The sequence below is a fragment of the Nocardia sp. NPDC050413 genome (genome assembly GCF_040655475.1).
Lineage (GTDB): Bacteria > Actinomycetota > Actinomycetes > Mycobacteriales > Mycobacteriaceae > Nocardia > Nocardia coubleae.
The window spans coordinates 197,978-222,407 of the sequence record NZ_JBFAJZ010000010.1; the positions used below are offsets into that span (position 1 = coordinate 197,978).

The window sequence follows — 24,430 nt, forward strand, 5'->3', positions numbered from 1 at the left end:
ACTGCCCGAGGAGGTCGGGGCGCGGAGCTGTTCGGCTCCGCGCCGTTGTGCGTGTCAGAAGTTGCTGAACCAGTACAGCAGGCTCGCCAGCAACCAGACGATCATCGTCTCCATCGTCGTACTCCATCTCTTCGGTCCTTCCATTCTCGCCGAGAACCGACAAGTTGTTCTTAAGAACCTCTAGAGACCCAGGTCGCATTCTTTTCTCGGGCACCGGGAGCAACCGGGTCCGGCAGGTCTCGAGGGGTGATCAGCCGGACCCGGCGGTGTAGCCGGAGGGTGGCTCTTCCAGACGCTGAAGACGAACTGCCGACGGTAACCACACCGAGGACTACAACCGAAGCCGCTTCCGATGGGGTGTCACAGGAGGATATCGGCCGGGCCGGTCGACGAGGGGTGAGCGGCCCGGTCGTTTGCGTTACGTGGACAGTGCGGTAAGGGTTGAGGAGTGGTCGACATAACCGAGCACTCCGATGCCCTTGATCGTGCCGAAGAACGGTTGCGTGAAGAGTTCGCGACAATGTTCGATCCGGCGACGATCCACCAGTTCCTCCATAGTTCCTACGAGGATTTCGCGGCACGAGCGACGGTGACGTTGTACCTGCCGTTGCTGGCCGAGCGGTTCGCCGCCCAGCGTCTGAACGCCGTCGCCAAGATCGAAGGCAAGGTGGCCAAGCCGCGGCCGACCGTGCTGTTCCTGTGCACCCACAACGCGGGCCGTTCCCAGATGGCGCTCGGCTACTTCGAGGCGCTCGCCCTGAACCGCGCCGTGGCCTGGTCGGGCGGATCGGTGCCCGGTGGGCAGCTCAATCCGGCGGCGGTCGCCGCGATGGCCGAGGTGGGGATCGACATCTCCCGCGAATACCCCAAGCCGTGGACCGACGAGATCATCCGCGCCGCCGACGTGATCGTCACCATGGGCTGCGGTGACACCTGCCCGCTGGTTCCCGGCGTGCGCTACGAGGAATGGATCATCGAGGACCCCGCCGGTCTCGAGGTGGAGCAGGTGCGACCCATCCGCGACGATATCGGCCGTCGCGTGACGGGTCTGCTCGCCGAGCTCGGTATCAGCGTTCCCGCAGATACCGTGGCCAAGATCCATAGCGCGTGATGTCGGTGGCGGCCACAGCCGCGTCGTAGGTGCAGGCGAAGCCCACAACTGTTGTGCCGTCGGACAATTCGATGCTCGTCAAGGCCATGGGTGCGGGTAGGTCGGCGAGGAAGCGGCCGAGTGCGCCGGGGGAGAGCAGGAACAGTTCACCTGCGATGGGGGCGCCGAGGCCGTCGCCGTGGCGGACCAGGCCCGGTTTCGGCGGGGTGGTGTCCAGGGCGGTGAGGCGGTAGGCGTCGCTGGTGGTGATCTCGCCTGCGAAGCGGGCGCCCAGGTCTTCCAGCTGCCAGTGCAGGGGTTGGCCGCGCAGGTGGGCGCCGAAAACAGCCAGCGGCACACCGGTTTTCACCAGCAGAGGTGCTGGGGTGCCGGTGACGAGCGCGGCGAGGTCGACGGCGATCTGGTCGGCGAAGGTGGGGACAACCACCATCACGCCGAAGGGGAGGCCGTCGGTTGTCGTGGCGCCGGGGACGGCGACGGCGGCGAGGTCGAGGAGATTGCAGAAGTTGGTGTAGGTGCCGAGGCGGCGGTTGATCGTCAGCGGATCGGCTTGGACCTCGGCGATGGTCGGGTGTTCGGTTGTGGTCGGCAGGAGTAGACCGTCGTAGTCTTCGAGCAGGGCTTTCGCTTGTGCGCGTGCTGTGGCGAGGGTGTCGAGGTCTGTCGCGAAATCGTGGGCGTTCAGATGCTGTGCCGCGCTGATGATTCCGGCGACCGTCTTGTCGAGTCCCTTGGCGCCCTTGTCGATGAATTCGCCTACTGCCGCGTAGCGTTCGGCGACGATGGCGCCGTCGTAGAGCAGGCGGGCGGCGTCGAGGAGTGGGGTGATGTCCACCTCGGTGATCTGGACGTCCTGATGGCGCAGTGCCGCAAGTGTTTCGGCGAAAGCGACTCGGTATTCGGTGCTCAGCGGGCTGAGGTCGTGGGGGACGGCAAGTTTTCGGGTGCCCGCCAAGGGGACATCCGCGGGCCAGGTGCGGCTGCGTGGGTCGCGCGCGTCCGGGCCTGCCATGATCGCGGCGGCCGTGACGGCGAGATCCAGAGTGCCGGCGAAGACGGTGACGGCGTCGTAGTCGGCGCAGGCCGGAACCACACCGTGAGCCGGGAAGATGCCGAGACTCGCCTTGATCCCGACGATGCCGTGGAAGGCGGCCGGGACACGGCCCGAACCGGCCGTATCGGTGCCGATCGCGATATCGGCGATGCCGAGGGCCACCGCGACGGCCGAACCGGAACTCGAACCGCCGGAGACCATTTCGGGATGTCGGGCATGGCGGACCGCGCCGTACGGGCTGCGGGTGCCGACCAGGCCGGTGGCGAACTGGTCGAGGTTGGTTTTGCCGAGGATCAGTGCGCCCGCGTCTGTCAGTCGTTGCACGGCAGAGGCGGTTTCGGTCGGCGTGTAGGCGAACTCGGGGCACGCGGCGGTGGTCGGCAGGCCCGCGACATCGACGTTGTCCTTCACCGCGAGGAGCAGGCCTGCCAACGGGAGCTCGGCGCCGTCGGCGAGCCTTCGCTCCAATTCCCGTGCCTCGGTGTCGAGTTCGCTCTGCGGGCGCAATGTGATCCAGACTTCCGGCCTGTCGACCTCGGCAATGCGCTGATACGCGGCGGCGACCCGGGTGGTTGGGGATTCGGGCATCGGTTCCTCTATTCGCTCATGGACATGGCGGCGATCGCCCGCGAGATCCGCTCGAGCACGACATCGAGCGAATCACCGATGTGGGTGTGCAGCAGCCGATGTGCGCGGGTGAGATCCCGCGCGAACACGGCGTCGAGGATGCCGAGATGCTCGCTGATCGTCGTCTCGATCCGGTTGTTGATCATGAAGTCGTACATCCGCACGTGCCGGATCCGGGAGTTCACCGCCACCAGCGCGCGCACGAGTTCCGCATTGCCCGCCGCCGTCAGCAGGGCGACGTGGAATTCCTCGTCGACCACGACGAACCCCGGTTCCTTGGCGGGCGGGTCGGCCTGCAGGGCCAGCCAGCGCTGCTGTTCGGCCCGCAAGCCCTCCTCGTCGTGGGTGAGGTCCGGGTTGTCCATGATCCGGGTCATCCCGCCGAGTTCGAGGGTGAGCCGCAGCTCGTACAGATCCCGAATCCGCGCGACACTTGGCCGCACCGGACTGAACCCGAACTCCTCCCGCTGGAGCAGCCCGTCCGAGCACAGCATCGTCAACGCTTCCCGCACCGGCGTCCGCGACATCCCGAACCGCGCCGACAGCTTCGGCTCGGTGAGCCGCTCCCCGAACCGGATATCCCCGTTCATCAACTCCCCACGCAAGGTGGAATACACCACGTCACGCAGCGATTCCCCCGCGGTACCCACCCTTGTCGACATGCCTGTATACGCTAGGCACCCCGAATTTCTATCAAGTGACAGAAAGTAAGCACCACGTTATCCCTTCCTCACACCTCACCACCCGCCCCACCCCACCGAGAGCACTTCTCAACCACCCCTCAACACCCACGGCCCCCCACCGACACACACCGAGCGCACCCTTCTCCACAGAGGAGGGCCCATGAACAACTCGACCGCGATCCTGGCACTCATCCTGTGCCTGATAGCCATCACCGCCATCACAGTCTGGTGGCCCAACCCCGCCGACCGCCAAGGCCGCACCGCCGTCGACGCCGAAGGCACCGACAAGTAGCCAGGTATTCAGCAGGGGTGCCGGACGGCGATCATCTCAAACGCCGAGCTCATCACAGAGATCTTCGTAACGGTCCAGGTAGTCCGGCGTCGATCGGTGGGCTGTCAGACCGACAGTGTCGAACTCGTCCGACCCCGCTGCTGCGGCGACGCCCAGAACGCGCAGCGCGTCGTTGATACTCGCCACTTGCCGAATCGATCCGCCCCGCACACAGACGGCCGCAGCCTGGTCGCCCACGCCGGCGAAGTATTCCGTAGCCACCAGGGCGAAGGTCGGATCCGGCCGCCCGACCAGATCGGCCGCGACCACCCGTACAACGTTCTCGGTGGGAAACACCGGCCCACCTACCGATCTGAATTCGAAATGCCCACTGACGCCGAGCCTCTCCTGCCAGTAGGCGGTGTAGTAGTGCGTCACATGAAACAACGTCAGGCCACCACCCAAAGCCACCGGCACCAGATCCCACCTACCCGCTGCCTCGCCGTTATACGAACCGCTCAGTACCAGCGCGGTAATGGCATGTGACACCCAAGCACTCCAATCTCCACGAGTACCGGCTCGAGCCGCTGACCGGATCCGGAACGCACGTCCGTTACCAAGCTCGCCGCTGATCGCGCCCGGCTTCCGGCGTCTGCTGGAGCTGGTCGTGGCCGATGTTGTCAGTCCGCACCAGGACGCCCGGGCTGGGTGGGAATTCGTCGGTCGGTGGAGCCGGCAGGTGGTAGCGCCGCGTCTGTGGCCACTGGCTGTCGATCGGCACGAAGCGGCCTCGCCAGCTCCGGCTCTCGTCGTCACGGGTCAGTGGTTCCATGACCTCGCAAGCATCCAAGGCCAACACGATGACCTCCGCGAATCTGCTCATGCGCCGAATCACAGCACGCGCCGATCCTGAACACCACCGAATTCGAACGCGGCAACTCGCACCAGTCGCCAAAGGGGAGAAGACGCCCATGCAAAAAGCCTCTGACCAGGAAAACCAGGTCAGAGGCTTTTTGGTGTCTCAACCAACACGTCGGGGTGACAGGATTTGAACCTGCGACCTCTTCGTCCCGAACGTTGCTCCGGGCTCCCGGCTGGTCTCACCCTGTGCCGCTGAGCTGGGTGTAAGTATCTTCCGGTGCGGTCCTGTTCTGTCCCGTGTGGCTGGTCTTGCTGCCTTTTCGCTGCCTGCTGCGGGATTTTCTCGCCCTTTGGCCCTGGCGGGTGGTGGGTTGCGCCGAACGGCGGGCTGGCTGCGCCTGCCCCTTATGGCCTGCCCTTCTCGCGTAGAGGCTCCGGGGTCAAGTGTGAGCGAAGTTCATCCCGTAGGGACGCCTTCGGCGCTCTTGACGCTGGAGGGGCGCGGGAACACAATGCAGGCCACCACACACCAGGGCCACACGGCCGAAGGTCGTGACCTTTCCCCAACAGGAGCCGTGACTCACATTGGAAACTTTTCCCATCCAGTTGAACTTCCTACAGTGACGGTTCCGGCCGTGTCTACCGTGTGGACAGTCCATGATCGGGAACCGTGAGCCCACCGGTCGATCTTTGCTCTAATGCGCTTCTTTCTCAACACGGACCGGCATATCTCGTTCCAGTTATCCGGGATGGGGTCGTTGGTCCCGTACCAATCCGGCCTGACGTCCTTTTCGTTTAACCAGAGCTGTAATTCATCGGCCTTATCGCGAAACTCGGAGAGGTTCAATGCAGCTGCAACTTCGTCTAGGAACCATTTGTGGAAGATGCTCACTGATCGCGAGTACTTTGATGTCAATTCGCGTAGATCTATCCATTCCGGTTGAGTTTTCAGAAATGACTTCGCGGGTGCGCTCCATGCATCCCATTTGAGCAGGCCATCTCTTGAAAGCGGGAAGCTCTTTTCGAATACTGCTGACTGTCCCACTCCCCAGCTCATCCGCGTCGTCAATTGAGGCATCGGAAGCTCGTAATGAATAGCATAGTCTCGAAGTTTGAGCAGGAACGCTGCGCTCGCATCGAATGTTTCTTTGAGCTTGGGACCGTATGTGTTCACCTCCCACTCGGAAGGTGTCGCAGATGTCTTATCTCCCTTACCTCCCGTGCTGGTGGGCGCGGGTTTCTGCATGGGCCACACTCGTCTATGGACAACCCGCTGAATATCGCGCAGGGTTCCAATGGCTGCGAGATAGTTGAACAGGTCGGTTGCGAACTTATATTTGAAGTGCTCTCCAAGGTCGCTATCATCCATCGTAGACATGTAGCGAACTGCGGTCTCGATCAATGATTTGACGTTGGAGGTGTAGGCGAAGACTGCGCGATCCAGTGATTCTTGAAGCTCTTGATAGCGGCTTCCTGGCAGCGACTCGAGATGTCTTTTCCGCCTCTCGATCTCGGCTTCCGTAGAGTTCTCGCGGGCCTCGGCGGCTGCCTTATTCCTCGCAAGAGCGGCATCTAGGATGTCTGCATCCTCGACGGGATTCCATTCCCCAAATGGGGGCTTCTGGTCAGAGATGACTCTTATCGCAGAGGCCTCGAAGTATGGATCGTCATCCGAATTGAGTACTTCTATGACTTTGAATCTCTGTTCGCTTTCCTGGATATATGCGGATCTTTCGGACACGCTGTAACCCCAGCTGCAGAAATTGTCGTCCGCTCGTTCCCAAATTGTCGCGCGAGGGTCGGAATCCAAGATGTCCCCTTGTGTCGGCATCCGTGTGTATGGGCAAGTTCGTTACGGCTGTGCGCGACGTTACGTGCTGATTCTGCTCGTACGATCGCTTTCGGCGACAACAGCCAGGCCCCACGGACGATGCCCGGCGGTTTGGTGGGCGGGCTGCGGGAGAGCAAGTCGGGTACGGCTGGCGTCGTGCCCAGCACTGCTCGGTGAATGAAAAAGTGAGCACGGCCCGAGTCTCCGTGCTACCCCGTCGCCAAAGCGGATAGCCGATGATGCTGAGGGGACCAGGGTGTTGCCCTGGCGGCCGGTGTGCCGCCGACGCGCCGACGCGCCCGCCTGCCGCAGCTTGCGAAGGCCGGCGGTTGCGCGTCGAAGCGCGGCGGCGGCGCGCAGCGCCGCCGGGGCGCTCTTGACTCTATATAGCGAAATTCGGCAACAACTCCGTGCGGTGACGGGCGCTGCGGTGGCTACTGCGAGACGACTTGGCCGTGAACGGCGTCGAGTAGCGCGGACATGCTGGTGATCGTCGCGGCTGGCGCGTAGGGAGCGAAACGCTCGACCTTGCCGGGCTTGTTCGCGTATGCGATCGCGGGGATGGCTGCGGAGTTGGCGGCCTGTAGGTCGGTGGCTGAGTCGCCGGTGAATGTGGCGGCTGTTGCCTCGGTTCGGAGGCCGGTCAGGGCGGTATGGAGAAGGTGCGGGTTCGGCTTGAGTGCCGTAGCCGCTGAGGTGCGCGCGTAGATGCCTGCGACGTGTGTGCGCAGTCCGTGACGGCGGAGATAGGCGTCGATCGCGGCAATGGAGTTGTTGCTGACGATTGCGACTGAACCACCGCGCCTGGCTGCTCCGTCACGAATGACGTCGTGGGCGTGTGGGGTTGGCGTTGCAACTTCGACGGCTTCCACCTCAAGGCGGGTTAGTTCCTGCTCGGTGGAAACGGCTACGTCGTCGGAGAGTTGGGCGGCGTAGTCGAGGAGGTCGAACGGGTCGGATGTGGCGCTGAGGTGGGCAGGCAGAGCAACACCCATCGCGGCCCCAAGCCGTTCGGCAACTCGTCTGCTCGACAGGCCAGCGAACACGGAACAGACCGGGCCGTCGAAGTCGAGCAGGAGACTCGGCCGGGCGGCGATGAGGGCTCGGAGTTCGGTCATGGGCGGTAGTCCTGTGCGACTGAATTCCAAATGCTGTCGAACCACAACAGCGATTGAGCGACGAACTGGCTGCCGGTCGAGTCGGGGTCGGCATCGCTGGCGTGGTGGAACAGTGTCGCGTCCTTGCCCATGAGGTCCCACATCGCGACGTTCTCGCCTTCGAGGGGGATCGTGTGCTCGACAACGGGGTAGTACCCGGAAAATGCCTGTTCGCCGTTGAGTATGTACAGCTTGAACAGCGGGACGGCCGGGTAGGTCCTGATCTGGGCGGTTGCGGTGGGGACCAGGCCGAGCCGTCCGAGCTCCTCGACTGACCCTACGATTGCGCTGCTGTGGCGCTCCATGATCTTGGTGGCGCGCTTGCGGAAGGCGGGGCTGTCCTGGAGGTCATCCACGCGGGCCGGGAGTGACCAAGGTTGCGACGGGTCGGGCAGCAGCAGCCGGATGCTGAGGCTTTCGGGTCGTAGCCGTCCCTCGCGGATTCGGTCGAGTGGTTCGGCAATCGCGCCATGCAGGGTTTCTCCGGAGAATCCGGCGAAGTCGACGGTGACGTTGGCCGACTCGAATGCCTGCTCGATGTGTGGGCGAAGGCCGACGGGGCGTTCTGTCCGTTCGCGAACGTAGGTGCCGCTGCCGGGCCTGCTGACCACTAGCCCCTCTTCGCGAAGTGCAGCGCAGGGAAGTGGAAAGCATTCTGGCGTGAGCCGTCCGGTAAGCAGCGGTCCAAGACGTTTCGGACGAAGAAGGAGGCTTCGACCTTTCTCGCTCAGGTCGAGCTGTCGAAGTCGAGCGGCGTCTACGTGTCGCCGCACGCCGGGCGGGCGCTGTTCGGTGCTCATGCTGAGGAGTGGATGAAGTCGTGGAACACCGAGCGGACGACGCGCGCCCGTGATCAGTCGATCATGCGGACGCACGTCCTGCCCAAGTGGTCGACCTGGCAGCCCGGGAAGATCGATCACCTGTCGGTTCAGACCTGGTTGGGTGAAATCGGGAAAGAGCGGTCGCGGGCAACGGTCGCCGAAGCGAAGAGGATGCTGGCCGGGGTGATGCAGTCGGCAGTGAAGAACAAGCTGATCGGCTCCGATCCGACTGCGGGCGTGCGGATTCCGAAGCGGCGCGAGCGAGACACCGACGAGCGGCTGTTGACGCGGGAAGAGGTTCGGCAACAACTGCTCCCGGCGATCCAGCCTGCTCGTTACCGGGCGCTGGTGGCCTGCGGTGCCTTCGCCGGTCTCCGCTGGGGTGAGGCTGCTGGGCTGTGCGTCGATGCGGTCGACATCGCAACGGGCTCATTCACGTGATCCGCACCGTGACCGAGGTAGCTGGTCATGTCGAGTTCAAGGCGTTTCCCAAGTCGCGCGCTGGTCGGCGAAGCATCCCGATTCCGGGGTGGCTGGTGAACGAACTGGTGAGCCACATCGAGGACTACGAGCAGGGTGCGAACGGGCTGATCTTCAGCAATGAGGTCGGCGGCCCGCTGCGTCGAACCCTGTTCCGGTCTCGGGTCTGGCGGCCCGCGCTGGTTCGTGCCGGTCTTCTCGGCGAAGTGTCCGAAGTCGGGGACAAGTTCGAAGCGGTGTGGAAGAACGCCGAGGGTGAGGTGGAATCGGAAGTGTTCAGCAAGTACGAGCAGGCCGTTCGGATGGTGGCTCGGTCGGAAGCTGTGGGCGTTCGGTTCCATGATCTGCGCGATATGTTCGGAACCTGGCTCGCTGACGACAAGGTTCCGCCGCACAAGATCGCGGTGGTGATGGGGCATGAGAACGTCGCGACGACCTACCAGCACTACATCCGCAAGACCGACGATCACGACGCGGTTCGCCGGGCGATGGGCGACGACTGAGCGGTGATGCTGCCTTTTCGCTGCCTCGGCGGGCCTGCCAGGGGGGAGAAGACGCGGACATGCAAAAAGCCTCTGACCAGGAAACCAGGTCAGAGGCTTTTTGGTGTCTCAACCAACACGTCGGGGTGACAGGATTTGAACCTGCGACCTCTTCGTCCCGAACGAAGCGCGCTACCAAGCTGCGCCACACCCCGTGAGGCGAACCTGAAGTAGCTTACAACGTGGGGGTGGGAAACGTTAAATTGGCTGGTCAGGTGGGGTTAGAGGGCGCGGATGGAGCTGAAGATGCGTTTGGCGGTCGCGGGGTCTATGGCGCCGGGGACGCCGGTGTCGGCGATCATGACCATGACAAAGCTGCCGTCTTTGGTGCCTTCGAAGGCGTAGGTGTAGATGGAGAAGGTGGGGGCGCAGCCGGGTTTGGGGGTGGGGACGGTGCCGGTGGTTTCGGTGAACATGCCGGTGGTTGTGCCGTCGATCGAGGTGAGGGGTTCGGCGGGGTGGGGCGTGCCGGTGGCGCCGCCGTAGGCGAGGCGGGCCGCCTTGGTGCCGAGTTCGGCGCCTGCCGCGGCGTGGTCGGTTTGTTTGGAGCCGGTGAGCAGGGACATGGTTCGGGTGGAGCCGGGGCAGTAGTCGCGGCCGTCGGTGGCGTAGCCCTTGCCGATCACCGTGTCGCCGGGTGGTTCGCCGACGCCGCCGATGGTCGTTTCGGTCGCGACCTTCCAGCCGGGTGGGACGTCGTAGGCGGCGCCGCGGTCGGGGGCGGCGACAACCTGGTAGCCGTCGATGAGCGGGGTCTTTCCGGCTGCCGCACCCGTCGGCGAGGGGGTCGTGGATTTCGGCTTGGTCGACGACGGGGCCGGTGAGGTGGTCAGTGCGCTGACCATCGATGGGGTGCTGGTGCCTGCCGTCGAGGATGCCTCGTCACCGGACAGCGCGACAGCCGTGATCGCGACTCCGCCCAGCAGCAGCGCCGCCACACCCGCAGCCACCCAAACCCACGCCTTCCCACCGGATTTCGGCCCGCCGGGAAGGGGCTGCCCATAAGGCTGCACCCCGTAATGCTCGAGCGGCGGAACCTCACCGTACTTCTGTATGGGCTGCTGTCCCCATGAGCCGGCCTGTCCCGCACCGTGATTCCACTGCGCATTCGGCTGCACCCCGAATCCCGGTGCGCCCCATGAAGACTGCGCGGGGGATTGCCCGGCGCCCCACTGCTGCCCGCCGGGTGCTGATTGGTTCTGACCCGGGTTGCCGGGCACTGCCCATGGATTCGGTTGCCCGGCCGGCCCCACCTGGTTCGGAAGCGGCTGCCCCGGTCTGCCGGCCGCCTCCCACTGCCCTTGGGCCGGCTGCGCACCGGGATCCTGCCAAACCTGCGGCCCAGCCGGATTCCACGGCGTCGGATCCGGCAGCCCGGGCGGCGGCCCGGACCCGTCCCATCCTAAGGTCGGCGGAAGGCCCGCGCCGCCCGGCGCCCACACCGCCGTGGGATCGGCTGGTTGCGCGCCGGGGTCGCCGGACAGGTTCGGATCGTCGGATGCACTCACGGCCGCCCCCTCGAGACAAGAATCGTTCGGGGGACGACCTTAGCGGGCGACGGCCTCCGAGGTTGAGATGCCGTGTCCCGCATCGGCGGCCGGACGCTTCGGGGCCGCGCCTACCAGCGTGAGCAGGGTGGCTTCGGGGCGGCAGCAGAAGCGGTAGGGCGCCCAGGGGGAGGTGCCGATACCGGCGGAGACGTGCAGCTGAGTGTGCGCACCCCACTGCGACGGACCCTTCACCCGCGACTTGTCGATACCGCAGTTGGTCACCAGCGCGCCGTAACCGGGCACCACCAGCTGACCGCCGTGGGTGTGCCCGGCCAGCACCAGGTCGTACCCGTCCTCGGCGAAACGGTCGAGCACGCGCGGTTCGGGGGAGTGGGTGAGGCCGATGCTCAACTGCGCCAACTGGTTCGGCGCACCGGCCACGGTGTCGTAGCGGTCGCGCTGCAGGTGCGGGTCGTCGACGCCCGCGGTGGCGATACGGATGCCCGCCACCTCCAGGTCGCGGCGGGTGTGGGTGAGGTCGAGCCAGCCGCGTTCGGTGAAGGCGGCGCGCAGATCCTGCCAGGGCAGCGGGTCACCGTAGACGCGGCGATGATCCTTGTCGAAATACTTCAGCGGATTCTTCGGAACCGGCGCGAAATAGTCGTTGGAACCGAACACGAACAAGCCGGGACGGGCCAGCAGCGCACCGAGGGATTGCACAACGGCGGGCACGGCCTTGGGGTGGGAAAGATTGTCACCGGTATTCACGACCAGGTCGGGTTCGAGGCGGTCGAGTTCGCGCAGCCACTGCTGTTTGAGTTGCTGACCCGGCATCATGTGCAGGTCGCTGAGGTGCAGAATGCGCAGGGTCGGCGACCCGGGTGCGAGCACCGGCATCGTGGCCTCACGCAGGACGAACGCGTTCCGTTCGATCAGAGTGGCGTAACCGATGCCTGCGACGGCGGCCCCGGCGGCTCCCAACGCGGTTCGGCGGACAGCGGTCGTCGAGATAACGGGCATTTGCCCAGCATAGGTGACCTCCTCCCGGATCGGCGCGTGTGTTTCCGCACAAGAGTCGGGAATTTCACCCGGATGTATCTGTCGGTGTCGAAATGTGATGGGAGTTTTCGGGCGTTCGGGCTACCGTGACCCCATGTCGGAACTGAAAGCACAGCTGCGCGCGGATATGACTTCCGCGATGAAAGCCAAGGACAAACTGCGTCTGTCGACCCTGCGGATGCTGCTCGCCGCGATCCAGAACGCCGAGGTCTCCGGAACGCAAGCGCGCGAACTGTCCGATACCGATGTGGTGGCCGTCCTGCAGAAGGAAGCCAAGAAGCGCAACGAGTCGGCGACGGTCTACGAGCAGAACGGCCGCGGTGAGCTGGCCGCGAACGAGCGCGCCGAGGAAGCGATCATCGAGGAGTACCTGCCCACGCAGCTGACCGAGGCGGAGCTGGCCGAGGTGGCCGATACCGCCATCGCCCAGGTCGCCGAGGAGCTCGGTGAGCGGCCCGGAATGCGGCAGATGGGTCAGGTCATGAAGGCCGCGACGGTACTGGCGAACGGCCGGGCCGACGGGTCGCGGCTGTCGGCGGCGGTCAAGTCGCGACTGTAGAACCGAACGACAAGGGCCGCCGTCCGGACTGGACGGCGGCCCTTATCGTGTTCTAACGCGGCACCGGGATCGGGATCGGTGGCAGACGCGGAATCTGCGGCAGACCCGGGATGGCCGGCGGCGGCGCGGCGGGCGGCGGCGTGGTCGGCACCGGCACCCGGACCGACCCGTCACTGATGTAGATCGTGACGACCGAACCCGGGATGGCCGAACCGTTCGGCGAGCTACCCATCACCGTGCCCTTGGGCTGCGAGCCGGGGCTGGTCACCGCCGACACCTGGAAACCGGCGCCGACCAGGATCGAGGTGGCCTCGCCCTGCGACTTGCCCGCCACGTCCGGCACCTGCGAGTTGTTCGCGCCGCGCACGTACTTGTCGTCCAGCGGCGGCAGGGCGGGCGGCGGGAACCGGTCCATCACCGGCTTGATCGCGCCGAACCAGGTGCGGGCGGGCTCGTTACCACCGAACAGGCCGTTGGCATCGCTCGCGCCACAGTTGCGCAGCGGGAACGAGCAGATCTCGCCGGGGGTCGGGCTGTCGCCGTACACGTAGACCGACGAGGCGAGCGAGTTGGTGAAACCGAGGAAGGCCGACGAGCGGTGGCTTTCGGTGGTTCCGGTCTTGCCGGACATCGGCGCGTTCCAGCCGTTGGCCCGGGCCGCCGCGGCGGCGGTACCGGACGTGTCGTCCTTGCTCATGGCGTTGGCGAGGGTGTTGGCCAGGCCGGGGTCGACCACCTGCTCGCAGGCCTGCTGGGTGAGCGGCACGGTCTTGCCCTGCCGGTCGATCACCTCGCGGATCGGCGACGGCGGGCACCACTTGCCGCCCGAAGCGAGCGTGGCCGCCACGTTCGACAGCTCGAGCGGGTTGATCGCGAACGGGCCGAGGGTGAACGAACCCATGTTGTTGTTCTTGATGTGGTCGGCCAGGCTCGTGTTGCCGTGCCCGGAGGTACCGGGCTGGGTGTAGGCGCGCATGCCGAGGCGCACGGCCATGTCGACCGCGGCGGAGACGCCGACGTCCTGGATCATCTTGACGAACGTGGTGTTCGGCGAGGTGGCCAGCGCGTCGGTGACCGACATCGAACCCGGGTAGTTGCCCGCGTTCTTCACACACCAGGAGTCGGCGGGGCAGCCGGGCGAGTTGCTGTAACCCATGCCCTTGGCCGCGTACACGCTCGGCACGTCGACCTGGGCGTTGATGCCGAGGCCCTTCTCCATGGCGGCGGCGGTGGTGAACAGCTTGAAGATCGAGCCCGCGCCGTCACCGGCCAGCGAGTACGGCTGGCCGAGCAGCGTCTCGTTGGCGTCGCGATTGAGGCCGTAGGTGCGGCTCGACGCCATCGCCAGCACGTGGTGGGCGTCCTGACCGGGGGAGACCACCGACATGACCTCGGCGATGTTCTCGAGGTCCGGCGGCGCGTGCTCGGTGACCGACCGCTTCACCGATTCCTGCAGCACCGGGTCGAGGGTGGTCCTGATCAGGTAGCCGCCCTTGTCGATCTGTTCGCGGCTGATGCCCGACTCGGCCAGGTACTGCAGGGCGTAATCGCAGAAGAAACCCTTGTCCTGGGCGGCGATGCAGCCACGCGGCAGACCCTTGGGCTCGGGCAGCACGCCGAGCGGTTCGGTCTTGGCCTTGCGGAACTCCTCGGCCCGGCTCGGGATGTTCTGGATGAGCGTGTCGAGCACGGTGTTGCGGCGGTCGGTGACGCCCTGGACGTTGGTGTAGGGGTTCAGCTTCGAGCTGGACTGCACCATGCCCGCCAGCATCGCCGACTGGGTGATGTTCAGGTCGGCCGCGTCCACACCGAAGTAGGTCTGGGCGGCGTCCTGGATGCCGTAGGAACCGTTGCCGAAGGGGACCAGGTTCAGGTAGCGGGTGAGGATCTCGTCCTTGGACAGCTCGCGGTCGAGGGTGAGCGCCATCCGGATCTCGCGCAGCTTGCGCGCGGGAGTGGTCTCGATGGCGGCGCGGCGTTCGGCGTCGGTCTTGGCGACGACGAGCAGGTTGAAGTTCTTCACGTACTGCTGATCGAGCGTCGAGGCGCCCTGCTGCACCTCACCGGAGGACGTGTTGGTCAGGAACGCGCGCAGCGTGCCCTGCCAGTCGACACCCTTGTGGTCGGCGAAGCGCTTGTCCTCGATGGACACGATCGCCAGCTTCATGTTGTTCGAGATCCGATCGCTCGGCACCTCGAACCGTCTCTGCTCGTAGAGCCAGGCGATGGGTGTCCCGTTGGCGTCGACCATCGTCGAGACAGCCGGGACGGTGCCCTCCACCAGCTCGGCTGACACGTTGTCGACGGCATCGGCGGCCCGGTTGGAGATGAACCCGAACCCACCGGCCAAGGGGAACAACAGCCCGGCGACTAGCACGGCGGCCAGCGCGCAGCTGCCGGCCAGCCTCGCAAGCGTTTGAGTGATCGGCACCGGTCCAGACTAAAGGGTGGCGTGTCGAGGGACACGGTCTGCTGGCCGACGTCAGTTGTCCCCCCGGTGCCAGGGGGGTTGCTCGGGCGTGTCAACAAAATGATCACATCGGCGTGTCGCGGCCGGGCACGCCGGTGAACAGCGCCGCTGCCGCGTCGACACGCGATTTGAATGGACGCCCGTACCAAAAAATCGGCGGCCGGTCTTGCGTAACGGCCATACCTTTACCTAGATTGAGAACCCAGTGTGATAGAGCTAACACTCAAAGTGGAATGTGGTGCGGAACGCAGCGGTAGTTGGGTTGCTGTGATCCGCGCTCGCGATTCTGGAGCGCCGCACAACGGTGTTCGGACTGCAAAGGGGCACATCAAATGCACATCACAACCCCCATCGCTCGACTGGATGTAGAGCAGGCCGAGGCAAGGATCGCTTGGGTTGCCCAGGCGCGATGCAAGGAAGTGGACCCGGATCAGCTCTTCGTGCGCGGTGCGGCGCAGCGCAAGGCGGCCACGATCTGCCGTCATTGCCCGGTATTGATGCAGTGTGGCGCCGATGCTCTCGACAATCGGGTGGAGTTCGGCGTGTGGGGCGGCATGACCGAACGCCAGCGGCGAGCGTTGCTCAAGCAGCACCCCGATGTGACCTCCTGGGCCGACTTCTTCCAGGCTCAGCGCCAGCACCAAGTGGCCATCTGACAGCGCGGATACCACAACGGCGCCGAGACCGCTGGGTTTGCGGGATCGGCGCCGTTGGCGGGTACTACCGCCGAAGCAAGCGATAGCCGATATGTCTGATTAGGAAGCGGCTTTGCCGGTCAGCTGATCGCCGACCGCACGCAAGGCGGTGAGGTCGGAGACCTCGAACGGCAGCGCGGTCACGGACACGATCCGGACCTTGGGATGCGCCCCGGTGAACCGGTGCAGCAGCCGTTGCTCCCGTTTGGCGGTGGACACCCGCTCGGCATGGATGCGCAACACCGACGCGGTGAGCGGGTCGGTGTCGGCGAGCTGATCGGCGGCGGTGAGCGCGTGATCACCGGACAGGCTCGTCAGCACGGGGTGCGTGCGGTTGAGCACAAGACCGGCCAGCGGCATCTGCTCGGTCGACAACCGGTCGACGAAGAACGACGCCTCCCGCAGCGCGTCCGGCTCGGCCGCGGCGACGACGAGGAAGTGGGTGCCCGGCTTGGCCAGCATCGCGAAGGTGCGTTCGGCGCGGTCCTGGAAACCGCCGAACAGCGACTCGAGCGACTGCAGGAACGTCGAGGCGTCCTTGAGCATCTGCCCGCCCACGATCGTCGACACCCCGCGCATGGCCAGGCTCATCGCACCCGTGACGAACCGGCCGACACCGCGACCCGGCGCCATGATGAGCCGGATCATCTTCCCGTTGAGGAACGTGCCGAGCCGTTTGGGCGCGTCGAGGAAGTCGAGGGCGTTGCGCGAGGGCGGGGTGTCGACCACGATCAGGTCCCACTCCTTGCGCGCGGCCAGCTGCCCCAGCTTCTCCATCGCCATGTATTCCTGCGTGCCACCGAACGACGACGCCACCGTCTGATAGATCGGGTTGGCGAAGATCTGCTCGGCCTTCTCGGGACTGGTGTGCTCGAGCACCATGTCGTCGAAGGTGCGGCGCATGTTCAGCATCATCGCGTGCAGTTCGCCCGGCACCTCGGGGCCGAGCTCCACACGCTGCGGCGAGTTGTCGAGTTCGGCGACGCCGAGCGACTGGGCGAGCCTGCGCGCCGGGTCGATGGTGAGCACCACGACCTTGCGGCCCGATTCCGCCGCGCGCAATGCGATCGACGCGGCGGTCGTGGTCTTGCCGACACCGCCGGAACCGCAGCACACGATGACCTTGGCCTGCGGGTCGGCGATGATCTCGGCGACATCGAGGGGAGGCGGGGTGGTCACACGGTCGTTCATCGCACTCCCTGCGCGGATAGTTGTTCGGCCAGTTCGTAGAGCCCGCCGAGATCCATGCCGTCGCTCAGCGCGGGCAGATGCAGCTGGGGGACATCGACCTCGGCCAGTTCGGCGGCGCTCGCGTCCTGGGCGGTGAGCATCGTCGCGTGGTCGGCCGTTTCGGTGATCAAGCCGGCGAAATCGTTGTCGGACAAGGTGATTCCGGCCTTGGTGAGACCGGCGGCGATCGCGGCGGTGTCGAGTTCACCGCGCACGGCCGCGACCCGGTCGGCGGGCGCGAGCTGACCGGCGGCCGCCCGGTTCACGATCACCGTGCCGATGCGCAGATCGTTCGCGGTGAGCTCGGCGACCGCGTCGGCGGTCTCCTGCACCGGCAGCGCCTCGAGCAACGTGACCAGGTGGATCATCGTCTGATCCGAATGCAGCAGCTTGGAGACGCCCTCGGCCTGCGAGGCGATCGGGCCGCCCTTGGCGATCTCGGCCATGGCCTGGGTGACGTCGAGGAACGACGCGATCCGCCCGGTCGGCGGCGAATCGACGACGATGTCGTCGTAGGCGGGCTTGCCGTCCTTGCCGACGCGCACCGCGCATTCCTTGATCTTGCCGGTGAGGATCACATCGCGCAGACCGGGCGCGATGGTGGTGACGAACTCGATGGCGCCCATCCTGCGCATCGCCCGGCCCGCGAAGCCGAGGTTGTAGAACATGTCGAGGTATTCGAGGAAGGCGTACTCGGTGTCCAGCGCCAGCGCCACCACCTCGCCGCCACCGTCGGCGGTGGCGATCTGGGTTTCGGTGGGCGGCAGCGGCGGCCGGTCGAACAGCTGCGCGATGGACTGGCGGTTCTCGACCTCCACCAGCAGCACCTTGCGTCCCCCTGCGGCCAGCGCGAGGGCGAGCGCGGCCGAAACCGTCGACTTGCCGGTGCCGCCCTTGCCTGTCACGTAATGCAAACGGGCCTTGACCGCGCGCTCTGGCCACCCGGTCGTCGGCTCGGGAACCGAGGAAACCGGCTCTGCTGTTGGTGCTCCCACGTCGCCGAGCCTATAACCCGTTTCGCGGGGATGGTCGGGGTGAGCCCTAAACTCACACCATGAGTGAAGTCACCCTGTGGGAGTACGCGACCGTGCCGCTGTTGACGCACGCGACCAAGCAGATCCTCGATCAGTGGGGCGCCGACGGCTGGGAGCTGGTCACGGTGCTGCCCGGACCGACCGGCGAACAGCACGTCGCCTACCTGAAGCGGCGGAAGTAGTCGTGGCCACCGCGTGGAAGGACGCGCTCGATCGGCTCGGGGTCACCCTGCCGCCGGTCGCCGCCCCCGTCGCGGCCTACATCCCGGCGATCCGCACCGGTTCGCTGGTGTACACCTCCGGTCAGCTGCCCTTCGTCGACGGTGAACTGTCGGCGGTCGGCAAGGTCGGCGCCGAGGTCGATGTGGAGCAGGCCAAGGAGGCCGCGCGGCTGTGCGCGCTCAACGCGCTCGCCGCGGTGCACGATCTGGTCGGGCTCGACCAGGTCGTTCGGATCGTGAAGGTCGTCGGCTTCGTCGCCTCCGCGCCCGGGTTCACCGATCAGCCGATCGTGATCAACGGTGCCTCGGAGTTCCTCGGTGAGGTGTTCGGCGAGGCGGGCGTGCACGCGCGCTCGGCCGTGGGCGTCTCCGAACTGCCCAAGAACACGCCCGTCGAGGTGGAACTGATCGTCGAGGTCGGATAGGTAGCCGTCATGGCACTGGAACATCCCGCGTACGGCCAGGTCAGGCAGGTCACGCCGACCGCGTCGGTGCTGCTGGCCGACAACCCGTCCCAGATGACGCTCGACGGGACGAACACCTGGCTACTACGCGGACCCGGTAGCGACGACTATGTGGTCGTCGATCCGGGCCCGAAGGACAAGAAACACACCGCCGACATCGTCGCGGCCACCGGTGGGCGCATCGCGCTCACCCTCATCACCCATCACCACCCCGACCACACCGGCGGCATCGATCACCTGGTGAAAGCCACCGGGACGCCGGTGCGGGCGGTGGATCCGAAGTACCTGCGCGGCACCGGGACTCCGCTGGCCGACGGTGAGGTCATCGAGGCGGCGGGGCTGCGGATCACCGTGCTCGCGACGCCGGGCCACACCGGCGACTCGGTGAGTTTCCTGCTCGACGACGCGGTCGTCACCGGCGACACGGTGCTCGGCCAGGGCACAACGGTGCTCGAATCCTCGGGTGGTGCGCTCGCCGCGTTCCTGTCGTCGCTGGAGCTGCTGCTCGAGCACGGCGCGGGCAAGGCGCTGCTGCCCGCCCACGGTCCCGATCACCCCGATGCCGAGCCGGTGGTGCGGTACTACCTGACCCACCGCCGCGAACGGCTCGACCAGGTCCGTGCGGCGCTGGTCGAGCTGGGCTCCGACGCGGGCGCTCTCGCGGTTGTGCGCAAGGTGTATGCCGATGTGGACAAACGCCTGTGGCCCGCGGCGCGTAGCTCGGTGCGGGCCCAGCTGGAATACCTGCGGGCCGAAAAGGGCTGACCGCTTCCTGATCGCCGACACTGCAGGTGTCGGCGATCAGGTCGTGCCCGGAAACGCCGAAGTCCCGGCATGACGGAACCGCCGTGGTGTGGACGAGGCCCTCATCCTCATGAGCCACACGCAGCGGACCGCCGTACCGGGACGGCAGACGAATCTCCGGTCGTCAGCGCGCGCGACGCGCGAGACGCTCCGAATCCGAGATCAGCACGCTCTTGCCCTCGAGACGCAGCCAACCGCGATGTGCGAAGTCGGCGAGCGCCTTGTTGACGGTTTCGCGCGAGGCACCGACCAGCTGGGCGATCTCTTCCTGGGTCAGGTCGTGCGTCACGCGCAGCGCACCGGCCTCCTGCGTGCCGAAACGCTGTGCGAGCTGCAGCAGCGCCTTGGCCACACGGCCGGGCACGTCGGTGAAGATGAGGTCGGCGAGGTTGTTGTTGGTGCGGCGAAGGCGTCGGGCAAGCACGCGCAGCAGCTGCTCAGCGATCTCGGGGCGCTGATCGATCCACGACTTGAGTGCGTCGCGGTCCATCGTGACGGCGCGGACCTCGGTGACCGTGGTTGCGGTCGAGGTACGCGGACCCGGGTCGAAGATCGACAGTTCACCGAACATGTCGGACGGACCCATGATGGTCAGCAGGTTTTCCCGGCCGTCGGGTGAGCGACGACCGATCTTCACCTTGCCCGTCGTGATGATGTACAGCCGATCGCCGGGTTCGCCCTCGTTGAAGATGACGTGGCCGCGCGGAAAATCTACGGGCTGCAGCTGCTTGGCGAGCGCGGCCACCGCGGTGGGCTCGACGCCTTGGAAGATGCCTGCTCTGGCGAGGGCCTCGTCCACGAATGTGCTCCTTATGGGATATGGCTTGCGAACCTGGTCGAGCGAATCGACCAACAGCGCAGTCTACGCGGCATTACGGCAGCACAGTGACAGACACCACGTAAAGAGTGGATTGCGCGAGCCGCGGCACTGTGTCCGAGGGGGATGGGGAGGTGTTCAGCTGGCCCGGGCGACGTCCATGTCCGGGGTCCGTGTGCGGCGCTTGCGCACCCGCGCGACCGCGGCGGGAAGCCCGAGCTTGGTCAGTTCTTTCACTTCGGCGTTGCTGGCGTTGTCCAGGTACTGCTGAACCTCTTCATCGGGTTCGAGAAGTTTGCGGAGCCGATTCTCGACCCGCTCCATCCCCAGCGCGAACAGCATCAACAGCACTGGGAAGAGCACCACAGCGAGTCCTTGCATGACAGGCAGTAAACACGGTCCAGGTCTCAGATGGAACACAGGTGCCCAACTCGGCCGCGCAATGTTGTCGGACCGGTTCCGTATGGTGGTGCGGTGCCCGTTTCCCCCGCAACCGCCGCCGCAGGCGACGCCGTTCCGGTGCCGGTGACTACCGGGATCACGGCGGCCCGCAAACGCAAGAATCGCGCTATAGCTGCGGAAACGCGGATCGGAACGGTCCGTCGTGCCCGCCGGATGAACCGCACGCTCGCCGAGGCTTTCCCGGATGCGCATTGCGAGCTCGACTTCACGACTCCACTGGAATTGGCGGTCGCGACGATCCTGTCGGCCCAGTGCACCGACGTCAGGGTGAACCTCACCACTCCCGCGCTGTTCGCCAAGTACCGCACCGCCCGCGACTACGCCGAGGCCAACCGCGTGGAGCTGGAGGAATTCATCCGGCCCACCGGCTTCTACCGCAACAAGACCAGCGCGCTGATGGGTCTGGGCCAGGCGCTGGTGGAGCAATACGACGGTGAATTGCCTCACACCCTCGATCAACTGGTGAAGCTGCCCGGCATCGGACGCAAGACGGCCAACGTCATCCTCGGCAACGCCTTCGATGTGCCGGGTATCACCGTCGACACCCATTTCGGCAGGTTGGTGCGCCGCTGGGGGTGGACCGCGGAGGAAGACCCGGTGAAGGTCGAGCACGCGGTCGGCGAGCTGTTCGAGCGCAAGGACTGGACGATGCTCTCGCACCGGGTGATCTTCCACGGCCGCCGCGTCTGCCATGCGCGCAAACCGGCCTGCGGCGCGTGCGTGCTGTCCAACGACTGCCCCTCCTTCGGTGCCGGGCCGACCGATCCCGCCGTGGCCGCCGAGTTGGTGAAGGGGCCCGAGCGCGATCACCTGCTGGAAATGGCCGGGCTGTGAGCGAGGCGTCCCCGCTCGCCCGCCCCGGCGTTCGCTGGATGCTCGCCGCACTGATTCTTGTCGTCGCGGCGACGGTCGCCCTGTGGCCGCGCGAGGATTCCGGCTCCACCGAAACTCGCAAAACTTCGCAACAGGAGTCGGGCGTGTCGGCCGCCGAACGTGCCGCCGCCGGTTTGACAGCCTGTCCCGTCGCCGCCCCTGGTACCTCGGGTTCGGGACCGCTGGCCGGGCTCACTGTCGGCTGCCTCGCCGATGGGACGCAAGCCGACCTGGCCGCCGCCCTCTCGGGCAAGCCCGCACTTCTCAATCTTTGGGCCTACTGGTGTGGTCCGTGTGCCACCGAGCTTCCTCACCTGCAGGAATTCGCGCAACGGGCGGGCTCGGCGCTCACCGTCCTCACCGTGCACAGCGATCCCGACGAGGCGAAGGCGCTGGCCCGGCTCGCCGGCCTCGGCATCACCTTGCCCGGCGTTTCCGACCCGGCGGCCGCGGTGCGCGGCGCGGTCGGCGCGCCGCCGGTACTCCCGGTTTCGGTGTTGCTGCGCGCGGATGGCAGCGTGGCGAGTGTGGAGGTGCGAACCTTCGCCGACGTGACCGACATCGCCGATACGGTCGCCGCGAAGCTCGGTATCACGGTATGACAGACAGCGTTGTGTGGTGGCAGGCGAAGAGGATGACAGCGTGAACGGTGTGGTGAGACTGGACGACTCCGGGATTCCGGCCTGGCTCCACCCGGCGACGAGGCACGGCGGCCCCGACGCCGACGACACCCTCGCCACCTCCCGCGCTCTGCGCCGCGCCATGTCGATCACCGGCAAACCGAGGCGAGCGGCGGTACTCGTGCTGTTCGGCGGCTCCGCCGACGGCGACCCCGGCGCCCCACCCGCCGACGCCGAGGTGCTGCTCACCCAGCGCGCCTCGACCATGCGTCAGCACCGCGGCCAGGTGGCCTTCCCGGGCGGCGCCGAGGATCCCGGCGACGACGGCCCGGTCGGCACCGCCCTGCGCGAAGCCGTGGAGGAGACCGGCCTCGACCCGTCGGGCGTGCAGCCCTTCGCGACCCTGCCCACCCTGTTCGTTCCGCCGTCGAAATTCGACGTCACCCCCGTGCTGGCCTGGTGGCGGGAGCCGAGCGAGGTGCGGGTCGTCGACCAGGGCGAAACCGAACGGGTGGTCCGGGTGCCGCTGAGCGAATTACTCGATCCCGCACACAGATTCATGGTGCGTGGCAGTCTCGGCTACCAGAGTCCCGCCTTCCAGGTCGACGGCATGCTGGTGTGGGGACTCACCGGCGGTATCCTCGCCGGCATCATCAAAACTGCTGGGTGGGAACGAGACTGGGATCGGGGCGACGTGCGTGATCTGGAGAGCTCGCTGGCTGCGGTCGGAATGACCCTGTGAGCGCGCGGCACATCGGCACAGCTGCCATCGCCGTCATGTCGGAGCCGAAAGTCAGCGAGGCGCAAGCATGAGTGCCTCGGTGTGGCTCGATATCGCGGTGGTGCTGATCGCGCTGGTCGCGGCGTCCACCGGGTGGCGGCAAGGGGCGGTGGCCTCGGCGCTGGCGTTCTTCGGCGTCGCGCTCGGTGCCGTCGCGGGCATTCTGATCGCACCGCACATCCTCAAGCACCTCAGCGAGGGCCGCAGCCGGGTACTCGGCGGCATCCTGCTGATCGTGCTGCTGGTGATCGTCGGTGAGGTCGCGGGCATGGTCCTCGGCCGGGCCGCCCGCTCCGGCATCCGGCATCCGTTCGCGCGCAGCGTCGACAGCGGTGTCGGCGCGGTGCTGCAGGCGCTCACGGTGCTGGTCGCCGCCTGGCTGATGGCATTGCCCCTGGCCACGGCCTCCCAACCAGGCGTGGCTGCCGCCATCAACGGTTCGCGAGTGCTCGCCGATGTGAACGCCGTTGCCCCCGCCTGGTTGCGCAAGCTGCCCAACGAGTTCTCCAAACTGCTCAACACCTCCGGACTTCCGGACGTCATCGGACCGTTCGGCCGCGCACCCATCGCCGCTGTAGAACCCCCCGACCCGAGCGTTCTGGCCAGCCCCGTCGCCGCGTCGTTGCAGCCGAGTGTGCTGCGCATCCGTGGTGTCGCCCCGAGCTGCCAGCGAGCGCTGGAAGGTTCCGGCTTCGTCGTAGCGCCGGAGCGTGTGATGACAAACGCGCACGTTGTCGCAGGCACCACCAGCGTGTCGGTCGATACCGCACGCGGACCGCTCGACGCCAACGTTGTGCTGTTCGACCCATCCAAGGACATCGCGGTCCTAGCGGTCCCCGGCCTGACTTCGCCGGTGATCCCGCTGGCACCCACGCCCGCCACATCCGGCGAGAGTGCGATCGTCCTCGGTTACCCCGGTGGCGGCCCGTACACCGCCAGCGCCGCCCGCGTCCGCGAAACCTTGGACCTGACCGGCCCGACGATTCATCGCGACGGAACCGTCGAACGCGAGGTCTACACAGTTCGCGGCCAGGTCCGCGCGGGCAACTCGGGCGGCCCCCTGGTCGACACCGATGGCCAGGTACTGGGCGTCGTCTTCGGCGCCGCCGTGACCGACGACGACACAGGCTATGTACTGACCCTCGACGAGGTCGCCTCAGAGCTGGCAGCCGCCGGCGGCAGTCAGGCTTCAGTCGACACAGGAGCCTGCGTCTTGAGCTGAGGCGGACAACTGGAAACTCGCTAGGTAAAGCCCTGAGTGATGCGCGCCCGGGTGGGATTCCCAGCAGTCCGCCATGACAGCATTCCCAACCCCGCCCGACCCGACCTCGAGGAGGGTCCGCCGCGAAGCGGCGCAGCGGCCCGGCCGCGCGAACAGCGCTCGAAGCGCATGCGCGAAGCGCGAGTCTCGAG

Annotated in this window: 27 protein-coding genes and 1 tRNA gene; 13 read left to right on the plus strand and 15 right to left on the minus strand. The window is 66.4% G+C overall.

Annotated features, from left to right (window positions below; translation table 11 throughout):
* Nucleotides 1-448 precede the first annotated feature (448 nt).
* Nucleotides 449-1,111, plus strand: a complete 663-nt coding sequence (locus tag AB0I19_RS22910; RefSeq protein ID WP_067640448.1) for an arsenate reductase ArsC — start codon at nt 449-451, stop codon at nt 1,109-1,111.
* Here the strand turns inward: AB0I19_RS22910 and atzF are convergent.
* Nucleotides 1,068-2,753 carry an allophanate hydrolase gene (gene atzF, locus AB0I19_RS22915; RefSeq protein ID WP_357150981.1) on the minus strand — a complete coding sequence of 562 codons (1,686 nt, stop codon included), beginning with the start codon at nt 2,751-2,753 and terminating at the stop codon, nt 1,068-1,070. The two genes, AB0I19_RS22910 and atzF, sit on opposite strands and share 44 nt — an antisense overlap.
* Before the next feature lie 8 nt (nt 2,754-2,761).
* A complete protein-coding gene (locus AB0I19_RS22920) occupies nt 2,762-3,454 on the minus strand; it encodes a GntR family transcriptional regulator (RefSeq protein WP_357150983.1) in 693 nt (230 codons plus the stop codon).
* Between the two features lie 181 nt (nt 3,455-3,635).
* On the opposite strand from AB0I19_RS22920, the gene AB0I19_RS22925 reads away from it, so the two are divergent.
* On the plus strand, nt 3,636-3,767 hold the full coding sequence (locus AB0I19_RS22925; RefSeq protein WP_357150985.1) for a hypothetical protein: 132 nt from the start codon (nt 3,636-3,638) through the stop codon (nt 3,765-3,767).
* Between the two features lie 36 nt (nt 3,768-3,803).
* Here AB0I19_RS22925 and AB0I19_RS22930 read toward each other — a convergent pair whose 3' ends face one another.
* The 5 genes from AB0I19_RS22930 to AB0I19_RS22950 all read right to left on the minus strand — a co-directional run bounded on the left by AB0I19_RS22930 (nt 3,804) and on the right by AB0I19_RS22950 (nt 8,395).
* Nucleotides 3,804-4,295, minus strand: coding sequence for a hypothetical protein (locus AB0I19_RS22930; protein ID WP_357150987.1), 492 nt, complete (start codon nt 4,293-4,295; stop codon nt 3,804-3,806).
* A 64-nt stretch (nt 4,296-4,359) separates the two neighbouring features.
* Nucleotides 4,360-4,629, minus strand: coding sequence for a hypothetical protein (locus tag AB0I19_RS22935; protein WP_357150989.1), 270 nt, complete (start codon nt 4,627-4,629; stop codon nt 4,360-4,362).
* Nucleotides 4,630-5,187: 558 nt separating this feature from the next.
* The gene (locus AB0I19_RS22940; RefSeq protein WP_357150991.1) at nt 5,188-6,348 is read right to left on the minus strand and encodes a hypothetical protein; all 1,161 of its coding nucleotides are present in this window, start codon (nt 6,346-6,348) and stop codon (nt 5,188-5,190) included.
* 524 nt (nt 6,349-6,872) lie between these two features.
* Entirely contained in the window at nt 6,873-7,556 is a 684-nt protein-coding gene (locus AB0I19_RS22945; RefSeq protein WP_357150993.1) for an HAD hydrolase-like protein, read from the minus strand.
* The gene (locus AB0I19_RS22950; RefSeq protein ID WP_357150995.1) at nt 7,553-8,395 is read right to left on the minus strand and encodes a hypothetical protein; all 843 of its coding nucleotides are present in this window, start codon (nt 8,393-8,395) and stop codon (nt 7,553-7,555) included. Before AB0I19_RS22950 ends, AB0I19_RS22945 begins: the two co-directional genes overlap by 4 nt.
* Nucleotides 8,396-8,407: 12 nt before the next feature.
* Between AB0I19_RS22950 and AB0I19_RS22955 the strand changes: the two genes are divergently transcribed.
* Both AB0I19_RS22955 and AB0I19_RS22960 read left to right on the plus strand, forming a co-directional pair.
* The gene (locus AB0I19_RS22955; protein ID WP_357150997.1) at nt 8,408-8,857 is read left to right on the plus strand and encodes a hypothetical protein; all 450 of its coding nucleotides are present in this window, start codon (nt 8,408-8,410) and stop codon (nt 8,855-8,857) included.
* Nucleotides 8,854-9,399 carry a tyrosine-type recombinase/integrase gene (locus tag AB0I19_RS22960; RefSeq protein WP_357150999.1) on the plus strand — a complete coding sequence of 182 codons (546 nt, stop codon included), beginning with the start codon at nt 8,854-8,856 and terminating at the stop codon, nt 9,397-9,399. Before AB0I19_RS22955 ends, AB0I19_RS22960 begins: the two co-directional genes overlap by 4 nt.
* A gap of 120 nt (nt 9,400-9,519) precedes the next feature.
* Here AB0I19_RS22960 and AB0I19_RS22965 read toward each other — a convergent pair.
* From AB0I19_RS22965 to AB0I19_RS22975, 3 genes are all read right to left on the minus strand, one after another.
* A tRNA-Pro gene (locus AB0I19_RS22965) sits at nt 9,520-9,593 on the minus strand.
* Nucleotides 9,594-9,659: 66 nt separating this feature from the next.
* The gene (locus AB0I19_RS22970) at nt 9,660-10,388 is read right to left on the minus strand and encodes a hypothetical protein (RefSeq protein ID WP_357151001.1); all 729 of its coding nucleotides are present in this window, start codon (nt 10,386-10,388) and stop codon (nt 9,660-9,662) included.
* A 597-nt stretch (nt 10,389-10,985) separates the two neighbouring features.
* Nucleotides 10,986-11,948, minus strand: a complete 963-nt coding sequence (locus AB0I19_RS22975; protein WP_357151003.1) for a metallophosphoesterase — start codon at nt 11,946-11,948, stop codon at nt 10,986-10,988.
* Nucleotides 11,949-12,081: 133 nt separating this feature from the next.
* On the opposite strand from AB0I19_RS22975, the gene AB0I19_RS22980 reads away from it, so the two are divergent.
* Entirely contained in the window at nt 12,082-12,546 is a 465-nt protein-coding gene (locus AB0I19_RS22980; RefSeq protein WP_225281440.1) for a GatB/YqeY domain-containing protein, read from the plus strand.
* Nucleotides 12,547-12,598: 52 nt separating this feature from the next.
* On the opposite strand, the gene AB0I19_RS22985 is transcribed toward AB0I19_RS22980, so the two are convergent.
* Entirely contained in the window at nt 12,599-14,977 is a 2,379-nt protein-coding gene (locus AB0I19_RS22985) for a transglycosylase domain-containing protein (protein ID WP_357151005.1), read from the minus strand.
* A 371-nt stretch (nt 14,978-15,348) separates the two neighbouring features.
* Here AB0I19_RS22985 and AB0I19_RS22990 point away from each other — a divergent pair, with 371 nt between their 5' ends.
* On the plus strand, nt 15,349-15,672 hold the full coding sequence (locus AB0I19_RS22990) for a WhiB family transcriptional regulator (protein WP_019044565.1): 324 nt from the start codon (nt 15,349-15,351) through the stop codon (nt 15,670-15,672).
* A gap of 99 nt (nt 15,673-15,771) precedes the next feature.
* Here AB0I19_RS22990 and AB0I19_RS22995 read toward each other — a convergent pair whose 3' ends face one another.
* Both AB0I19_RS22995 and AB0I19_RS23000 read right to left on the minus strand, forming a co-directional pair.
* Entirely contained in the window at nt 15,772-16,902 is a 1,131-nt protein-coding gene (locus AB0I19_RS22995) for an ArsA family ATPase (RefSeq protein WP_357151007.1), read from the minus strand.
* Nucleotides 16,899-17,936 (minus strand): ArsA-related P-loop ATPase, encoded by a 1,038-nt coding sequence (locus tag AB0I19_RS23000; RefSeq protein ID WP_225281437.1) that lies wholly within the window; start codon nt 17,934-17,936, stop codon nt 16,899-16,901. The genes AB0I19_RS22995 and AB0I19_RS23000 overlap by 4 nt, the downstream gene beginning before the upstream one ends.
* A gap of 59 nt (nt 17,937-17,995) precedes the next feature.
* Between AB0I19_RS23000 and AB0I19_RS23005 the strand changes: the two genes are divergently transcribed.
* Genes AB0I19_RS23005 through AB0I19_RS23015 form a run of 3 tightly spaced genes read left to right on the plus strand, consistent with a single transcriptional unit; the run spans nt 17,996 to nt 19,425 of the window.
* Nucleotides 17,996-18,157 carry a DUF4177 domain-containing protein gene (locus tag AB0I19_RS23005; protein WP_110038224.1) on the plus strand — a complete coding sequence of 54 codons (162 nt, stop codon included), beginning with the start codon at nt 17,996-17,998 and terminating at the stop codon, nt 18,155-18,157.
* A 2-nt stretch (nt 18,158-18,159) separates the two neighbouring features.
* Nucleotides 18,160-18,621 (plus strand): RidA family protein, encoded by a 462-nt coding sequence (locus AB0I19_RS23010; protein WP_067494498.1) that lies wholly within the window; start codon nt 18,160-18,162, stop codon nt 18,619-18,621.
* Between the two features lie 9 nt (nt 18,622-18,630).
* Nucleotides 18,631-19,425 carry an MBL fold metallo-hydrolase gene (locus tag AB0I19_RS23015; protein ID WP_357151009.1) on the plus strand — a complete coding sequence of 265 codons (795 nt, stop codon included), beginning with the start codon at nt 18,631-18,633 and terminating at the stop codon, nt 19,423-19,425.
* A gap of 163 nt (nt 19,426-19,588) precedes the next feature.
* On the opposite strand, the gene AB0I19_RS23020 is transcribed toward AB0I19_RS23015, so the two are convergent.
* Nucleotides 19,589-20,263: a Crp/Fnr family transcriptional regulator gene (locus tag AB0I19_RS23020; RefSeq protein ID WP_040703546.1), complete on the minus strand. Its 675-nt coding sequence runs from the start codon at nt 20,261-20,263 to the stop codon at nt 19,589-19,591.
* A gap of 156 nt (nt 20,264-20,419) precedes the next feature.
* On the minus strand, nt 20,420-20,662 hold the full coding sequence (locus AB0I19_RS23025; protein ID WP_067494492.1) for a hypothetical protein: 243 nt from the start codon (nt 20,660-20,662) through the stop codon (nt 20,420-20,422).
* A 234-nt stretch (nt 20,663-20,896) separates the two neighbouring features.
* Between AB0I19_RS23025 and nth the strand changes: the two genes are divergently transcribed.
* The 4 genes from nth to AB0I19_RS23045 all read left to right on the plus strand — a co-directional run bounded on the left by nth (nt 20,897) and on the right by AB0I19_RS23045 (nt 24,239).
* Nucleotides 20,897-21,577: an endonuclease III gene (nth, locus tag AB0I19_RS23030; RefSeq protein ID WP_157101786.1), complete on the plus strand. Its 681-nt coding sequence runs from the start codon at nt 20,897-20,899 to the stop codon at nt 21,575-21,577.
* A 38-nt stretch (nt 21,578-21,615) separates the two neighbouring features.
* A complete protein-coding gene (locus AB0I19_RS23035) occupies nt 21,616-22,218 on the plus strand; it encodes a TlpA disulfide reductase family protein (protein WP_357151035.1) in 603 nt (200 codons plus the stop codon).
* A 73-nt stretch (nt 22,219-22,291) separates the two neighbouring features.
* Nucleotides 22,292-22,978: a CoA pyrophosphatase gene (locus AB0I19_RS23040; protein ID WP_357151037.1), complete on the plus strand. Its 687-nt coding sequence runs from the start codon at nt 22,292-22,294 to the stop codon at nt 22,976-22,978.
* 67 nt (nt 22,979-23,045) lie between these two features.
* A complete protein-coding gene (locus tag AB0I19_RS23045) occupies nt 23,046-24,239 on the plus strand; it encodes a MarP family serine protease (RefSeq protein WP_357151011.1) in 1,194 nt (397 codons plus the stop codon).
* Nucleotides 24,240-24,430: the final 191 nt, after the last annotated feature.

Bases quoted from the DNA above. Each gene is read 5' to 3' on its own strand.
- atzF (WP_357150981.1), bottom strand. From the start codon at position 2,753: ATGCCCGAATCCCCAACCACCCGGGTCGCCGCCGCGTATCAGCGCATT.
- AB0I19_RS22920 (WP_357150983.1), bottom strand. From the start codon at position 3,454: ATGTCGACAAGGGTGGGTACCGCGGGGGAATCGCTGCGTGACGTGGTG.
- AB0I19_RS22925 (WP_357150985.1), top strand. From the start codon at position 3,636: ATGAACAACTCGACCGCGATCCTGGCACTCATCCTGTGCCTGATAGCC.
- AB0I19_RS22935 (WP_357150989.1), bottom strand. From the start codon at position 4,629: ATGAGCAGATTCGCGGAGGTCATCGTGTTGGCCTTGGATGCTTGCGAG.
- AB0I19_RS22945 (WP_357150993.1), bottom strand. From the start codon at position 7,556: ATGACCGAACTCCGAGCCCTCATCGCCGCCCGGCCGAGTCTCCTGCTC.
- AB0I19_RS22950 (WP_357150995.1), bottom strand. From the start codon at position 8,395: ATGAGCACCGAACAGCGCCCGCCCGGCGTGCGGCGACACGTAGACGCC.
- AB0I19_RS22955 (WP_357150997.1), top strand. From the start codon at position 8,408: ATGAAGTCGTGGAACACCGAGCGGACGACGCGCGCCCGTGATCAGTCG.
- AB0I19_RS22975 (WP_357151003.1), bottom strand. From the start codon at position 11,948: ATGCCCGTTATCTCGACGACCGCTGTCCGCCGAACCGCGTTGGGAGCC.
- AB0I19_RS22980 (WP_225281440.1), top strand. From the start codon at position 12,082: ATGTCGGAACTGAAAGCACAGCTGCGCGCGGATATGACTTCCGCGATG.
- AB0I19_RS22990 (WP_019044565.1), top strand. From the start codon at position 15,349: ATGCACATCACAACCCCCATCGCTCGACTGGATGTAGAGCAGGCCGAG.
- AB0I19_RS22995 (WP_357151007.1), bottom strand. From the start codon at position 16,902: ATGAACGACCGTGTGACCACCCCGCCTCCCCTCGATGTCGCCGAGATC.
- AB0I19_RS23005 (WP_110038224.1), top strand. From the start codon at position 17,996: ATGAGTGAAGTCACCCTGTGGGAGTACGCGACCGTGCCGCTGTTGACG.
- AB0I19_RS23015 (WP_357151009.1), top strand. From the start codon at position 18,631: ATGGCACTGGAACATCCCGCGTACGGCCAGGTCAGGCAGGTCACGCCG.
- AB0I19_RS23025 (WP_067494492.1), bottom strand. From the start codon at position 20,662: ATGCAAGGACTCGCTGTGGTGCTCTTCCCAGTGCTGTTGATGCTGTTC.
- nth (WP_157101786.1), top strand. From the start codon at position 20,897: ATGAACCGCACGCTCGCCGAGGCTTTCCCGGATGCGCATTGCGAGCTC.
- AB0I19_RS23035 (WP_357151035.1), top strand. From the start codon at position 21,616: ATGCTCGCCGCACTGATTCTTGTCGTCGCGGCGACGGTCGCCCTGTGG.
- AB0I19_RS23045 (WP_357151011.1), top strand. From the start codon at position 23,046: ATGAGTGCCTCGGTGTGGCTCGATATCGCGGTGGTGCTGATCGCGCTG.